The 16,449-nt window shown below is 28.7% G+C and carries 13 protein-coding genes; 10 read left to right on the plus strand and 3 right to left on the minus strand.

The genetic code is table 11. The features are described 5' to 3' along the window. Positions 1-8: 8 nt before the first annotated feature. The gene (locus tag GYM72_RS04650) at positions 9-305 is read right to left on the minus strand and encodes a TM2 domain-containing protein (RefSeq protein WP_255571589.1); all 297 of its coding nucleotides are present in this window, start codon (positions 303-305) and stop codon (positions 9-11) included. A 167-nt stretch (positions 306-472) separates the two neighbouring features. On the opposite strand from GYM72_RS04650, the gene lpdA reads away from it, so the two are divergent. The 7 genes from lpdA to rimO all read left to right on the plus strand — a co-directional run bounded on the left by lpdA (position 473) and on the right by rimO (position 9,902). Beyond that, on the plus strand, positions 473-1,861 hold the full coding sequence (lpdA, locus tag GYM72_RS04655) for a dihydrolipoyl dehydrogenase (protein ID WP_220264885.1): 1,389 nt from the start codon (positions 473-475) through the stop codon (positions 1,859-1,861). A 160-nt stretch (positions 1,862-2,021) separates the two neighbouring features. Further along, positions 2,022-2,591 (plus strand): Maf family nucleotide pyrophosphatase, encoded by a 570-nt coding sequence (locus GYM72_RS04660; protein WP_220264886.1) that lies wholly within the window; start codon positions 2,022-2,024, stop codon positions 2,589-2,591. 127 nt (positions 2,592-2,718) lie between these two features. Then, positions 2,719-4,584: a hypothetical protein gene (locus GYM72_RS04665; RefSeq protein ID WP_220264887.1), complete on the plus strand. Its 1,866-nt coding sequence runs from the start codon at positions 2,719-2,721 to the stop codon at positions 4,582-4,584. 72 nt (positions 4,585-4,656) lie between these two features. Further along, positions 4,657-5,994, plus strand: coding sequence for a peptidylprolyl isomerase (locus GYM72_RS04670; RefSeq protein WP_220264888.1), 1,338 nt, complete (start codon positions 4,657-4,659; stop codon positions 5,992-5,994). Between the two features lie 300 nt (positions 5,995-6,294). Beyond that, positions 6,295-7,449: a class I SAM-dependent RNA methyltransferase gene (locus GYM72_RS04675; protein ID WP_220264890.1), complete on the plus strand. Its 1,155-nt coding sequence runs from the start codon at positions 6,295-6,297 to the stop codon at positions 7,447-7,449. 108 nt (positions 7,450-7,557) lie between these two features. Then, positions 7,558-8,520 carry a hypothetical protein gene (locus GYM72_RS04680; RefSeq protein ID WP_220264891.1) on the plus strand — a complete coding sequence of 321 codons (963 nt, stop codon included), beginning with the start codon at positions 7,558-7,560 and terminating at the stop codon, positions 8,518-8,520. A gap of 80 nt (positions 8,521-8,600) precedes the next feature. After that, positions 8,601-9,902, plus strand: a complete 1,302-nt coding sequence (gene rimO / locus GYM72_RS04685) for a 30S ribosomal protein S12 methylthiotransferase RimO (RefSeq protein ID WP_220264892.1) — start codon at positions 8,601-8,603, stop codon at positions 9,900-9,902. A gap of 311 nt (positions 9,903-10,213) precedes the next feature. Here rimO and GYM72_RS04690 read toward each other — a convergent pair whose 3' ends face one another. Beyond that, positions 10,214-11,200, minus strand: coding sequence for an aldo/keto reductase (locus tag GYM72_RS04690; protein ID WP_220264893.1), 987 nt, complete (start codon positions 11,198-11,200; stop codon positions 10,214-10,216). Between the two features lie 166 nt (positions 11,201-11,366). On the opposite strand from GYM72_RS04690, the gene GYM72_RS04695 reads away from it, so the two are divergent. Then, positions 11,367-12,263, plus strand: a complete 897-nt coding sequence (locus GYM72_RS04695; RefSeq protein WP_160566122.1) for an AraC family transcriptional regulator — start codon at positions 11,367-11,369, stop codon at positions 12,261-12,263. Positions 12,264-12,489: 226 nt separating this feature from the next. On the opposite strand, the gene GYM72_RS04700 is transcribed toward GYM72_RS04695, so the two are convergent. Beyond that, complete coding sequence (locus GYM72_RS04700; protein WP_220264894.1) at positions 12,490-12,966, minus strand: septal ring lytic transglycosylase RlpA family protein; 477 nt, start codon at positions 12,964-12,966, stop codon at positions 12,490-12,492. A 281-nt stretch (positions 12,967-13,247) separates the two neighbouring features. Here GYM72_RS04700 and GYM72_RS04705 point away from each other — a divergent pair, with 281 nt between their 5' ends. Together GYM72_RS04705 and alaS are read left to right on the plus strand one after the other, a co-directional pair. Beyond that, positions 13,248-13,748: a hypothetical protein gene (locus GYM72_RS04705; RefSeq protein WP_220264895.1), complete on the plus strand. Its 501-nt coding sequence runs from the start codon at positions 13,248-13,250 to the stop codon at positions 13,746-13,748. A gap of 60 nt (positions 13,749-13,808) precedes the next feature. After that, complete coding sequence (gene alaS, locus GYM72_RS04710; protein WP_220264896.1) at positions 13,809-16,418, plus strand: alanine--tRNA ligase; 2,610 nt, start codon at positions 13,809-13,811, stop codon at positions 16,416-16,418. The last annotated feature ends 31 nt before the right edge of the window (positions 16,419-16,449 follow it).

Here is a 16,449-nt window from a genome sequence, read left to right on the forward strand (position 1 = left end):
TTATCTTATTAAAACCATCCTTTACTATTTAATATATAAGTATTATAGAAGTCTTCATCCGATTTAGTCAGATAAGTAATTCCTTCAATAATACCTATAGTACCCATAATCATTGCTCCCGCACCACAAGTGACTAATGAAATAGCTAAAGTAATTAAGCCTTGTTTTGTGTATCCTAAATAAAACTTATGAATACCTAGGCCACCCAATAGGATGCCACAAATTCCGGCTACTAATTTTTTACTATTAGCTTCTTTTAGTTGATCCATCGAAATTTCTGATGAATTACCATTAGTTTGATTCATTTCTTGCATATTTATTTATTTAAATTTTATATTAAAAAATTATAAAACTGTAAACTTATAAATAATTTTTAATATATAAACAAATATTATGCATTTTTTTGGTTTATATATATAAATCTTCTTTTTAGAAAAAAAATAGTATTTTTGTCAACAAAATAATCTGTACCATGAATTATGATATTATAGTTATAGGTAGCGGGCCCGGTGGATATGTTGCTGCTATTAGAGCCGCTCAATTAGGTTTTAAAACAGCTGTAGTAGAGCGAGAAAATCTAGGAGGAATTTGTTTAAACTGGGGATGTATACCAACTAAAGCTCTTATTAAAAGTGCTCACGTATATGAAGAAATAAATCATGCTGAAGAATTTGGATTGAATAAAACCGAATCATCTTTTGATTTTTCTAATGTTATTAAACGCAGTAGGGGGGTAGCCGATAAAATGAATAAAGGGGTTGGCTTCCTTATGAAAAAAAATAAAATTGATGTAATTAACGGAAATGCCAAAGTTAAGCCCGGAAAAAAAATAGAGGTTACTGATAAAGAGGGTAAAGTAACAGAATATTCAGCATCTCACATTATTATTGCTACCGGTGCAAGATCAAGAGTATTACCTAATTTACCTCAAGATGGTAAAAAAATAATCGGTTATAGAGAAGCCCTTACTCTTCCAACTATGCCTAAATCTATGATTGTAGTTGGTTCGGGAGCTATAGGTATTGAATTTGCATATTTTTATGCATCCATGGGAGCTAAAGTAACCGTAGTTGAATTTTTACCTAATATTGTCCCTGTTGAAGATGAAGAAGTTTCCAAACATGTTGAAAAATCTATTAAAAAACATGGTATAGAAGTTATGGTTAATTCTTCAGTTGAAAGAGTTGAAACTCAGGGAGACGGAGTTAAAGCTTTTGTTAAAACAGCGAACGGGGAAATAACTTTAGAAGCTGATATTATTTTATCTGCAGTGGGTATTACTGCAAATATTGAAAATATAGGATTAGAAGAGGTAGGAATATCTACTGATAAAGGAAGAATCCTTGTTGACAGTTTTTATAATACTAACATTCCAGGCTATTATGCCATTGGTGATGTTATTCCCGGCCCTGCTTTAGCCCATGTAGCTTCAGCAGAAGGAATTCTTTGTGTTGAAAAAATTAAAGGTATGAATGTTGAACCTATTGATTATGGAAATATTCCGGGATGTACTTATTGTTCTCCTGAAATCGCTTCTGTGGGAATGACAGAGAAAAAAGCCAAAGAAGCAGGTTATGATATTAAAGTGGGTAAATTTCCTTTTGTAGCATCTGGTAAAGCAACTGCTAACGGTGATACTGATGGTTTTATAAAAGTTATTTATGATGCTAAATACGGTGAGTTATTAGGTTGTCATATGGTTGGTAACGGAGTTACTGATATGATTGCAGAAGCTGTAGCTGTGAGAAGATTAGAAGCTACTTCACATGAAATTTTAACTACTGTGCATCCACATCCGACTATTTCAGAAGCATTTAAAGGTGCAACAGAGGCGGCATATGGAGAAGCAATCGATTTATAATATTGTTTTTAAGTTATATAGTTCTGTTTAAATAGTGTGAATTCTTATTCTATTTAAATAAATATATAATTGATGCAAAATATAATTTTAAAATAAAAGACTATCTTACTAATAGATAGTCTTTTATTTTTTAACTTATTGATTATCGAATTACAACTATATGAATACATTTAAAATTATTTTAGCTTCTCAATCTCCACGAAGACAAGAATTTTTAAAAAGTTTAAATTACAAATTCGAGACCCTACATTTAAATATTGATGAAAGTTACTCTCCCTTATTAAAAGAAAATCAAATTACCGAATATTTAGCAGAGCAGAAATCGAAACATTATGGAGAAGTAGATGATCACACGGTTGTGATCACAGCGGATACCATTGTTTGGATGAAAGATCATGCATTGGAAAAACCTGAAAATTTCGAACAAGCAAAAAAAATGTTGTTTGAATTATCAGGAAATTCACATAAAGTGTATACTTCTGTTGGATTTTCAACCAAAAATGATTTTAAGGTTTTTACGGATTGTACAGAAGTTCATTTTTTACCCATGAATGAAAAAGAAATTGAATTTTACCTATCCCATTTCAAACCCTTTGATAAATCGGGTTCTTATGGAATTCAAGACTGGATTGGATTGGCTAAAATCGATAAAATAAAAGGTTCATTTTTTACTATTATGGGATTACCAACACATATTGTATATGAATATCTTGAAAATCTTATCTTTTAACTTATACCTTTGTTAGTATAAAATACTAAAATAATTATAATCAAATTATTTCATTGTCTAAATACTTAAAAATATTTTCAGAGTCCTAATTCTTTATATATTTTTGTGTCATATAAAATAAGTAAAAGTGAAAAAATCCATAAGTGTTTGTTTATATTTTTTTACCTGTATTGTATTTTCTCAATCGGTTTTAATGACCATAAATAATGAAATAATTGATACCGATAATTTTGAAAATAATTACCGAAAAAGTTTAGAACTACTGGGAACGGATAAGACTATAGATAATTATATAGACTTTAATCTTCTTAAACAATATGCACTTGCAAAAAATTTAGAAAATTCGATAGGTTTTAAGACAGAATTAGCAAAAGGAGCAAACCAATTAAAAGACAGCTTATTCTATCCTTCTGATTTACTCGAACCGATACTGCAAGATTATTATAAAAAAATCGTTGTTGAAAAAAAATTTCAATTGTTAGTTTTTAAAAATGAATATTTAATCAATAAAAACGAAACCTATAAAAACAAATTTTTAAAGGCAATTATTGATAGTATCGATAACGATCCCTTACGCTTTGAAAAAGCCATATCAAAGTATTCTATACTTACGGATTTTAAAAAACCTTCTTATTTAAATATATTCGCATTAAATAAAAATGTAGTGGATGCAATATATAATGCACCGCTAAATCAGTTAACTACGTATGTAGATGAAAATGATAATATATATCTTATTTTGGTTTCCAATGAAAGAAAATACTTAGGTGAAGTATCTTTAGGTCAAATATATATTCCGGATACTTCTCGATTAGGTAAAATTAAGATCGATAAAGTTTATAAAGAACTTAAACAAGGTGAAAGCTTTTCTAAAATTAAAGATAAAGTTTTTAAAAATTATAATGTTTTAAATAAAAATAATATCCTTTCGAATGAAGAAGTATACACATATGTGGTTAATCAAATTAAATCCGAACCTAATAATATCCCCGATTATTCTCACCCCATTAATTTAGAAGGTGGTTATGTTATTTGTGAATATTTTTTTAATGATAATTATGATTCGTATTCGATTGCTAGAAAAAAAATATATAACCGATTAAAAAAATCTGAAGAAATCAACCGATTAAACGATTTATTAGTTTTAAGATTAAAAAACCAATCTTACTATAAAGAAAATTTTATCCACCTAAGTAATTTTATTTCTTCTTTACCTCAATCTTACAATCAATTTAATGATTTTACTATTCCAAATAATGAGACAATTATTACTATTGGTGATTCCTATACACTTACCTTCAATGATATACTGGTATACCTTAAAAAATATTTAAATTCTGAAAATTATTCTGAAAGAAATCATTTGATATATGATTATTTAAATAAATGGGAAAAAGAGTATATTTTAGAGTTTTATACGGCACACTTTTTCGAATTGAACACAACTAAAGAGGATTATGAAAATTTAAAAAATCAACTTCTTATTAAATATGCGCTTAATTTAATTGCTTACGAAGCTCAAAATGATAAAATCGGTCAAAAAAAATTTTTACATGATGAAGCTGCTCGATTGACCTGGAAGGAAAGAATTGAAGGTACTTTTTATTATTGTCTCAATTCAGATATAGAAACTAAAGTCCTTAACTGGTTAAAAAATAAAAAGTCAGTAAACTTTATAAAAAATCAATTTGAAGATAATCGTGAAGAATTAATAATTGAAGAAGGTAAAAAGACTCGAGAATTTCTTAATTTGCCTGCAAATATAAAATTAAACAAAGGATTATATGTCGTTGATAGTAAAAATAGAAGATTGATAATTAATATTAAAAAAATCATTAAAAATGATAAAATGAGTTTAGATGATCTTCAAAAATATTATTTAAATGAATATATTGATTATAAAACGTCACAAACAATTAAATTAATGAAAGAGAAAGCTGTTGTCACAATAGATTCAAATCAAGTAAAAAGATTAAAAGAGATTTATAATTGATAACATTAAAAACTAATATAAACACTAATTACTCATAAAAGAATTTTAAATTTGCAGAATATATAAATTAAAATGAATAGATTATTTATAGTTGTAACCTTTTTTATGGCTACCTTCATTTTTGCCCAAGAAACAAAAATTGATGGAATTGTAGCTGTCGTGGGAAATGAAATTATTACAGAAACTGATGTTAAAGAAGGTGAAAATTACGCTCGATCTGAAGGACAAACCGTAACTGATAGATGCAGCTTTATAGAAAATATGATGAAAGAAAAAATTATTTTATATAAAGCAAAACAAGATACTCTAATAACTGTTAATAAAGATGAAGTAGCAAGAGAGGCTGAATCACGAATTGAAGGATATAGAAATTATTTTGGTTCAGATGCTAATATTCTAACCAATTTCAAATTTAAAACTATGGGTGAGCTAAGAAGTTTACTCGAAACAATGATTAAAAATCAAATGTATACCCAAAGGAAAATGGCTGACATAACCAAAAATGTAGACGTTTCTCCAGAATATTTAAAAGATTTTTATAAAGCTCATGAAACGGAATTTCCAACTTTAAATGAAGAAATCGAATATGGGCAAATCTATATGTATCCTAAATTAACAGAAAGTCATAAACAAGAATTGATAAATCAATTAAAATTTATAAAAAAACAAATTGAAGAAGGAGCCAGTTTTGCTGACATGGCTAAAAAATATTCACAAGATCCGGGTTCAGCTGCTAATGGTGGACAAATTTTAAATGTTAGAAGAGAACAAATGGTAAAAGAGTTCGATGCCGTTGCTTTTGGACTAGAAGAAGGCCAAATATCCGAACCATTTGAAACTGAATATGGATTCCATATTGTTTATCTTGAAAAAAAGAAAGGTCAAGTGATAGATTTAAGACATATACTATTAATGTCTGTTCCTAATCAAGAAGAAATTAAAACAGCTATAAAAAAACTGGAAGATATTAGAGAAGATATTAAATCAGAAAAAATAACATTCAATCAAGCTGCTTTAAAATATTCTGACGATAAATATACTAAATACAATGGCGGTTTATTATCAAATTCTCAAACCGGTGATAACAGATTTGAAAAAATAAAACTACCTACTAAAGTACTGTATAATCTTTCAGGACTTGGAAAAGGAGATTTATCCGAAGTTTTTGAAGATAAAGAAAATAACCGAACGGTAGTGAAACTATTGAAAATAACCGATGTTATTCCGGCTCACAAAATGAATTTAGAAATTGACTATAACAGAATCAAAGGCTTTGCTCAGAAAACTAAAGAAAATGAAGTAATTGAAAAATGGGTAGAAGCGCAAATTCCTTCAACCTTTATAACAGTTCAAGATGAATATAAAAAATGTAACTTTTCAATCGATTGGTTACAAAATAAAAATAGATAATTAGTAAACTATTAGTTAAAAAGCCCTGTATTACAGGGCTTTACTTTTTTTCAATTGATTTTCAATTGTTACTTAATTAGTATATGCGAATGTTTTTTATAATTTAGCTGTAATAAAAAACTATTGATTAAAAATTATTTCGGTTCAACGAATAATAGCACTCAATTATCTATTTCTAGAAAAAGTAATCCTATATTTGAAAAATATTTTAAGAATCTATAAAATCTTAAAAAAATATTTAAATAAAATTTAATATATTCCTATTAACACATTTAACTTCATTTTAATTGAAATATTATAATGTTTGCTAATAACGATTCCTTTACGATGCAAGCCAAAACTTTTTATGGCTTAGAAGATGCGCTTGTACAAGAACTAAAACAATTAGGTGCTTCTCAAATTGTTAAAAAAAACAGAGCGGTTGAATTCCTTGGAGATTTAGGATTTTTATACAAAGCGAATTATTCGTTAAGAACAGCCCTGAAAATTTTGGTGCCCATACACCATTTTAAAGCTAAAAATGAAACTATTTTTGAAAAGGAAATAAATAAAATTCCATGGGAAAATTATTTTTTCAATTCGCAATCTTTTGCAATTGATGCAACGGTATATTCCGATTATTTTAAACATTCCCAATACATTATGTTAAAAATGAAAGATGGAATTGTTGATCGTTTCAGAAAAAAATTTGGCAAAAGACCCGACATTGAAAGATACAATCCGGATATAAAATTTCATCTACATATCAGTAACCAAGATGTAACTATATCTTTAGACAGCAGTGGAGATCCACTCTTTAAAAGAGGTTACAGAAAATCTCATTTTGAAGCTCCCATAAATGAAGTATTAGCTGCCGGATTATTGAATTCAGCAGGATGGGACGGGAAAGGAAATTTTCTTGACCCAATGTGCGGTTCGGGCACTTTGTTAGTAGAAGCCGCCATGATCGCTTTAAATATGCCTCCACAATTATATCGGAAACAATTTGGATTTATGAATTGGAAAAATTTTGATTTGGAGTTGTTTAACAAAATAAAAGATACTCGAATTAACAGGATTAAGGATTTTTCAGGTAAAATAATCGGATATGATATTTCTGATAAAGCTTTAGTTTCAGCAAAAAATAATATTGAGGCAGCAGATTTGTCAGAATTTATAGAATTAAAAAATCAGGATTTTTTTACTTCACAAAAAGAACTATTTCCCTTATTAGTTGTTTTTAATCCTCCTTACGATGAAAGACTATCCATTACTACAGATCATTTTTATAAAAATATCGGTGATACTTTAAAAAATAATTATAAAAACACTTTAGCTTGGTTCATTACTTCAGATTTGGAAGCCTATAAAAAAATCGGCTTACGTCCCTCAAGAAAAATTAAAATTTATAACGGGAAATTGGAATGTCGTTTTTTTCAATACGATATTTATGAAGGAAGTAAAAAGATAAGATAATTAGTTAAAATTTGTAAAAATTGTTGATTATAATATAATAATTTAGTTTATACAGTTAAATTTGCAATATTTTAATAACTATCAATGGTTATATAATAATAGTAAATTATGAAAATCGCTTTAATATCTTTAGATTATTATAGATATGATAAATATATTATTTATGCAATGAAAGAATTAGATATAGAAGCTATTCATATTGATATTTATGCAAACAGATATAGGTATCCCAATCTATGGGTTCGATTAAAAAATTTAATTACTAAATCATTTTTTAATACTAACATCAAAAGAACCCACCTGGAAAAATTAATTAAAAATTCCTTATCTAAAAACGATAAATTTGATAAGATCGTTATTATTCATGCAGAATGGTTATCTCCTGAAACTTTAAAATTTTGTATACATAAAAGTAATGAAATGATTGCTTACCATTACGATGGTATTCAGCGTATGCCTTCTATTACAGATACTTTTAAATATTTTGATAAAATTTACAGTTATGATAGAAATGATGTTAAAAAATATAATTTAAAATTTATACCCAATTATATTTATGAGCAAATGGAAGATATAAATCTTCATGAGCAAAAAATAGCTTTCAATATTTCATCATTAGATAATAGAACTCCCATATTAGAAAAAATTGCAAAAATTTTAGAAAATAAAAATTATCCCTATGAATTTCTGGTTGTAAATCGTAACCATTTTAATTTTTACACTCAAAAATTCAAAACCAAGATTAAATATTTAAATAAAATGGTTTCCAGAGATGAAGTTCTTGAAAAAATTAAAAGATCTAATCTCATGGTTGACATACAAAGGCCTGAACAGATAGGCTTGACATTTCGTGTATTTGAAGCTTTAGGACATCATAAAAAATTGATAACTACTAATAAAGACATTATCAATTACGATTTTTATAATCCTGCAAACATTTTGATTATAGACCCTGAAAATATTGAAATTCCGGATGAATTTTTATATTCAAAATATGAGAAAGTTCCGGATCATATACTTAATAAATACCATGTTAAAACATGGGTTAAACAAATTTTAGAATTAAATTGATCAAAATACTATTTGATTGTAATCTATCCTATACATTTCATAAAAATATAAATAAATTTGCCTTATTAAAATAACAGCGAATGCGAACAAAATCTGTTGGGAAAAAAAAAATTAACGTTATAACTTTAGGCTGTTCTAAAAACATTTACGATTCTGAAGTTCTCATCAATCAATTAAAAGCCAATAACAAAGAGGTTGTTCATGAACAAAATGGAGACATTGTAGTAATTAATACATGCGGATTTATAGATAATGCCAAAGAAGAAAGTATTAATACAATCTTAGAATGTGTCAAACAAAAAGAAGAAGGAACTATTGAAAAAATATTTGTTACCGGATGCCTTTCGGAAAGATATAAACCCGATTTAGAAAAAGAAATTCCTAATGTAGACCAATATTTCGGTATTCGTGAATTGCCCTTATTACTAAAAGCTTTAGGTGCTGATTATAAACATGAATTGGTAGGAGAAAAATTAATTACCACTCCTAGACATTATGCCTATTTAAAAATTTCGGAAGGTTGCGATCGACCGTGTAGTTTTTGTGCAATTCCTTTAATCCGTGGAAAGCATATTTCAACTCCCATTGAAGAATTGGTAAAAGAAGCTCAATCGTTGGCTCGAGGTGGAACCAAAGAATTAATTTTAATTGCTCAAGATTTAACTTATTACGGTTTAGACTTATACAAAAAAAGAGCTCTCGCAGATTTATTAAAAGAGCTTATTAAAGTGGAAGGTATTGAGTGGATTCGTCTGCATTATGCTTTCCCTACAGGATTTCCTATGGACGTTCTGGAACTTATGAAAAATGAATCTAAAATTTGCAATTATATTGATATTCCTCTCCAACATATTTCAAGCGATATATTAAAATCCATGAAAAGAGGAACTACCAAAGAAAAAACCAACCGATTGTTGACTGATTTCCGTTCCAAAGTTCCTGACATGGCAATTAGGACAACCTTAATTGTAGGTTATCCGGGAGAAACTCAAGAACATTTTGAAGAATTAAAAAATTGGATTATAGAACAACGATTTGATCGTTTAGGTTGTTTCTCTTATTCCCATGAGGAAAACACGTCCGCTTATTCATTAGAAGATTCTCTTTCTGAAAAAGAAAAAATGAATCGAGTAAACGAAATCATGGAAATTCAATCTCAAATTTCGTGGGAATTAAATCAAGAAAAGATCGGTAAAACCTATAAGTGTATTATAGATAGAAAAGAAGGAGAATATTATATTGCCCGTACTGAATATGATTCACCGGATGTGGACAATGAAGTTTTAATTTCAGCCCATGATGTATATTTATCCGTAGGAAGTTTTGTATCTGTTAAAATTAATCGTGCAGAAGATTTTGACCTTTATGGCGAATTAGTTTAATAATCCTATTTATTTAAAATTTTGCCGGCTATCAATAATAGTTTTTATCATCGATTCATTTGATTAAAAAAATTCTTATTTACGCATTTGCTTCTACATATTGGTAAACAATATAAAAATGGGACTGATATATAATTTATATCAGTCCATTATATAAAGTTACATTTACTTAAATTATATGACAATCAACGTTTGTCACAAATAAGCAAAAAAAAAATAATATAATTGATTGATTTTTCGGCGTTTATTAACTCATATAAAATTGCTTAGCAATCTTAACTCATTACAAACCCTATCCAACTATAATTCTTTTAATTCTTATCAATCATTTTATTAAGATTTTCCGGATATCGATCTCCAACAATATTAATTTTAGACAATCCTTCATTGATTCGATTTAAAACTTCAGGACTTAATTTTAGAGAAGTAGCTTCTATGTTTTCTTGCAAACGATTTAATTTAGTAGTACCCGGTATGGGAACAATCCACGGCTTTTGAGCTAATAACCAAGCGATAGCAACTTGGGCAGGTGTTGCATTGAGTTCTATACCGATAGATTTTATAAAATCAATTAATACAAAGTTTTTTTTCCTGTTTTCAGCCGATAAACGAGGAACTATATTCCTAAAATCATTTTTGTCAAACCGGGTATTTTCATTAATGGTTCCGGTTAAGAAACCTTTACCAAGTGGACTAAATGTAACAAATCCTATTCCTAATTCTTCCAGTGTAGGAATAATCTCTTTTTCAGGATCTCTATAAAATAAGGAATATTCACTTTGAAGAGCAGTAACCGGTTGAACGGCATGGGCTTTTCTAATCGTTTGAGGACCTGCTTCCGATAATCCCCAATATTTAATTTTGCCTTCTTTCATTAAATCTTTGATTGTTCCTGCCACCTCTTCAATCGGTACATTTTTATCAACTCGGTGTTGATAGTACAAATCAATATAATCGGTTTTTAATCTTTTAAGTGAGCCTTCCAGAGCTTTTCTGATACTTTCGGGTCTACTGTCGGGAGGATTGGCAGAATTTCCATCTTTAAATCCAAATTTGGAGGCTATTTTTATTTTATTTCTAAATTCTTTTACCGCTTCTCCTAACAGTTCTTCATTCGTAAAGGGGCCATACACTTCAGCTGTATCAAAAAAAGTTATTCCGGAATCGTAAGCAGTTTGTATTACTTTTATTGCTTCTTTTTTTTCAGTGGACGGACCTAAACCAAAACTTAATCCCATACAACCCAAACCTAATTCGGAAACCTCAAGTCCATTTGTTCCTAATATTCTTGTTTTCATTTAAAAATATTTAATAGTAAATTTATATCAACAAAGATACTTTTATAAGATAGCTTTAATTTTATATAATTTACTGAAATTGTTATCAATTTTACTGATTATTAATTTCTTATACGAGTAAAAACATGATTTACGTAAATTTGAATGAATCTAATGATCATCTAAAATGGAAAAAATTATTTCTATAGATAGTGTTAAAACCTATAACACCATGCGAGGAGTTGAAACCACTCATCCATTAGTTAACGTACTTGATTTATCAAAAACTAAACCGATAACAGCTCAAACATTCAATTACGGTTTATATGCCATATTTTTAAAAGAATTAAAATGCGGTGAATTAAAATATGGAAGAAATACGTATGATTTCCAAGAAGGCTCTCTCGTTTTTATTTCACCCGGACAAATTATGAAAGTGGAGCCCAATGTAACTACCTATGCACCTAAAGGATGGGGATTATTGTTCCATCCCGACCTATTACTTGGAACTCAATTAGGTAAAGACATAAAAAAATACTCATTTTTTTCTTATGACAGTAACGAAGCATTACATCTATCCGACAAAGAAAAACAAATGATTTTAGAGTGTTTTAAGAATATTCAATATGAAATTGAACAACCTATTGATAAACACAGCAATACACTGATCACTACCAATATTGAACTACTACTAAATTATAGTTCTCGTTTTTTTGATCGTCAATTCGATACAAGAAAAGATATTAATAAAGGAATCTTAGAAAAATTTGAAAAACTACTTTATGAATATTTTTCTTCTGATAATTCAAAAAATTTGGGTTTACCTTCGGTAGCCTTTTGCGCCTCACAATTGAATTTATCATCCAACTATTTTGGAGATTTAGTAAAAAAAGAAACCGGAAAATCAGCTCAAGAATATATCCAAGAAAAAGTTATTTATTTAGCTAAAGAAAAAATTTTAGATCTGAATAAAAATATTTCTGAAATCGCTTATGAACTTGGATTTAAATACCCTCAACATTTTACCCGATTTTTTAAAAATCAATTAGGTATTACTCCTAATGAATATAGAAATATCAATTAAAAATTTTTATAAATATTGGAAATTTAAATTCATTAATTACATAATAAGTTGTACGTAAATAATGAAAAATAATTGAAGTCTTATCAAAGATATCTTTTAAAATACAACTTATTTACTCCATTTCATTTTAAAATAATTAAAATGAACAATTCCAAATTTATAATCATAAAAAAACTCCAGTTACAATAACCGGAGTTTATAATTAAAATTTTTTTAAGTAATGAAATTACAATATTTCATAATTAACTTTTATGACTCCTGCATTTAAGCTTGTTAATTCTGCAAAAGCAGCTTTACTTAAATCAAATTCTCTTTTAGGTACAAATGGTCCACGATCAGTAATTCGTACAATAACTTCTTTACCATTTTTTGGATTTATAATTTTAACTTTCGTCCCAAATGGTAATGTTTTATGTGCAGCAGTAAAATCATTCATGTTATATCTTTCTCCGCTTGAAGTCAATCGACCGTGAAACTTTCCTCCATACCAAGAAACACGCCCGGAAAGAGTGGATTTTTCATTACTATCTACCTCTTCTTTGGAAACGTTACTTGTCAAACTGTCATTTTGGTAATTTACTTTAATAGTGTCACCGGATACATGAGAAAGGGAAGGAGCTTTTACCAATTCTTCACTGTGAAAAAATGTAAATGATAAAGACACTAATAAAATAATCATCAATGCTAAAGTTACTTTCTTCATATTTTAGTTTTACTCTTTTGTGCTGCAAAATTACAATCTCATTATCTAAAATATTCTTAAATACATTTCACATATGGTAAGCATACATATGAAAACTTCTATATTTATTTTAAATAAAGGGTTTCAATGAGATAGTTAAAAAAATGTTAAATTATATTGATTTTGTTAATTTTTTTCACTATTAATCATAAATGAAATTCACTTTATTAAAAACAAATGTTTTATTGATAAATAAATATAAATTAATAGTATTATTTTTGACAACTAAACGTAATTATATAATGAAAAAAATTGTTTCTTATTTTCTTTTATGCCTCGTCTTACTATCGTGTACTTCAATTGAGAAAAAGAAAAATATAAAAAATGTAGAAGAATTTTATAAAATATATGCTCAAAGAAAAGACGCCAAACAACTTATAGGCTTTTATACGGACAACAATCCTAAATGGGTAGATGCCGTTTCGCAATCTTTATTGGAAGGCAAAAATATAATTTTGGATATGTATGAGAACAGTTGGAATGACAAAAATTTTAAAAAACATCAAGATTATCCCGAAAGCGTAACAATTAAAGAAATAGTTTCGAATGATAGCATCGTAGCAGTCAGTGGGCAATATAATCCCTATTATTATAAGGATAAATTAATACATTCCATGAAATTCACTTCATGGTTCTATTTTGATAAAGAGGGAAAGATTAAAAAACAAATCGAGTGGATGCAATACACCATGAATGATTTAATGGATATCATAAATTTTAAGCAAAACGCAGAAATAAATTAATTTTTTTAAACGAAATTTTAAAATTCTTATTTTTGTAGCTCCAAAAACCAAGTAGTAAAAATGACTTCTAAAGAAATACGAAAAACTTTTCTGGATTTTTTTAAATCTAAACAACATAGTATAGTTCCATCTGCTCCGATTGTTTTAAAAGATGATCCTACACTCATGTTTTCCAATTCCGGAATGACACAATTTAAGGATTATTTTTTAGGCTATAAAGAACCTAAAAATAAGCGTACGGCCGACACTCAAAAATGTTTACGGGTTTCAGGAAAACATAATGATTTGGATGATGTAGGTAAAGATACCTATCATCACACCATGTTTGAAATGCTTGGAAACTGGAGTTTTGGAGACTATTTTAAAAAAGAAGCTATTGAATGGGCTTGGGAATTGTTAACTGATGTATTTCAAATTTCAAAAGACAGGCTCTATGTTACCATATTTGAAGGAGATGCAGAAGAAGGCTTAGAAAAAGATATGGAAGCCTACAACTTTTGGAAAGAACATATTTCAGAAGATCGAATACTTCTAGGTAACAAAAAAGACAACTTTTGGGAAATGGGAGAAACAGGACCTTGTGGGCCTTGTTCCGAAATACATGTTGATATCCGTTCGGATGAAGAAAGAAAAAAAATCGATGGTAAAGATTTAGTTAATCACGACCATCCGCAAGTCATAGAAGTTTGGAACCTGGTTTTTATGGAATTTCTCCGTAAAGCGGACGGCAGTTTAGAAAAACTTCCTAAAAAAAATGTAGATACGGGAATGGGATTTGAAAGACTTTGTATGGTATTACAAGGCAAAATTTCTAATTACGATACAGATGTATTTACTCCCTTAATAAAAAAAATAGAAGAAATATCCGAACTAAAATATGGCGAAAACACTAACGTTGATATAGCCATGCGAGTTTTGGCAGATCACGTAAGAGCCATCACATTCTCTATAGCCGACGGACAGTTACCTTCTAATTCCGGAGCAGGATATGTAATACGAAGAATTTTAAGACGGGCCATTGGTTATGCATACCGAGTATTGCATATCAAAGAACCTATTTTATACAAGCTGGTTCCGATTCTAAATAATCAAATGGGAGAGTTTTTTCCCGAAATTTCTAAACAAGAAAGCCTTATATCAGAAATTATAAAAGAAGAAGAAATTGGATTTTTAAGAACACTGGATCAAGGATTGGTACGATTGGCTAATTTCATGGAAAACAATCCGAAATTAGAAATCATACCCGGAGATGTTGTTTTTGAATTATATGATACCTATGGTTTTCCTTCAGATTTATCTCGAATAATTGCAGAAGATCATGGAAAAAGCATTGATGAGAATGGCTTTAATGAAGAAATGAGCAAACAAAAAGCTCGTTCCAAATCTGCTTCCACTTTTAAAAATTATGATTGGGTTATCTTACAAGAAGATGATGTAGAAGAATTTGTAGGTTACGATTTTTTGGAAACTCATGTTAAAATAACAAGATATCGTAAGGTAGAAAATAAAGAAGGAGAATTTTATCAATTAGTATTTCAAATTACCCCATTTTATGCCGAAAGTGGAGGACAAGTAGGGGATATAGGGTATATTGAAAATTTAAATGAAAAAATAGAAATTCTAAATACTAAAAAGGAAAATAATTTAATTATCCATACAGTAAAAGAACTTCCGAAATACCCTGAATTTCCATTTAATGCAAAGGTAGACAGCAAAAGAAGAGAGGCTATAACCAAAAACCACTCGGCGACCCACCTTTTACATGAAGCATTGCGTGAAGTACTTGGTAAACATGTTGAACAAAAAGGTTCTTATGTAGGACCGGACTATTTACGTTTTGACTTTTCCCATTTCAGCAAAATGAGTCCGGAAGAAATACAAAAAGTTGAAATGATGGTCAACACCAAAATATATGAAAGAATCGAATTAGACGAAAATAGGACAGTCCCATTTAAAAAAGCTATTGATATGGGAGCTATGGCTCTTTTTGGTGAAAAATATGGCGATTTAGTACGGGTAATTAAATTTGGAAATTCGGTTGAATTATGTGGAGGAACCCATGTAAAAAATACGCATGAAATCATATTTTTTAAAATTATGAGTGAATCTTCCAGTTCCGCAGGAGTACGAAGAATTGAAGCGATTACCGGCGAAACGGGAATAGCATTTCTAAAAGATCAATTCAGTCAATATGATCGTTTAAAAAGCTTTTTAAAACAGCCGGATGATCCTATTAAATCCATTGAGAAATTATATTCGGAAAATGATCAACTAAAAAAACAAGTTGAGCAACTCAACAAAGAAAAAGCAAATCATGAAAAAATACTTTGGAAAAATTCAATTACTCAAGTGAATGGAGTAAATTACCTTGGATTACAGACCGACTTAAGTAATGCTTCGGTAAAAGATTTAATTTTTCAACTAAAAAATGAATTTTCCAATTTGTTTATTATTATAGGTACTCATACAGATCAAAAACCTACACTTTCCATAGGAATTTCTGAAGATTTAATCAAAGCTAAAAATTTACATGCAGGAACGATCATAAAAGCTTTATCTAAAGAAATAAAAGGCGGCGGTGGAGGACAACCCTCTTTTTCCACAGCGGGAGGAAGCGATTTATCAGGATTGGAAATTGCTATTAAAAAGTCTTTAGACTATTTACAATAAATAAATAATAATAATTTGTGTTGTGCTCAAT

The organism is Apibacter sp. ESL0404, from assembly GCF_019469245.1.
In the GTDB taxonomy this organism is placed as follows: domain Bacteria; phylum Bacteroidota; class Bacteroidia; order Flavobacteriales; family Weeksellaceae; genus Apibacter.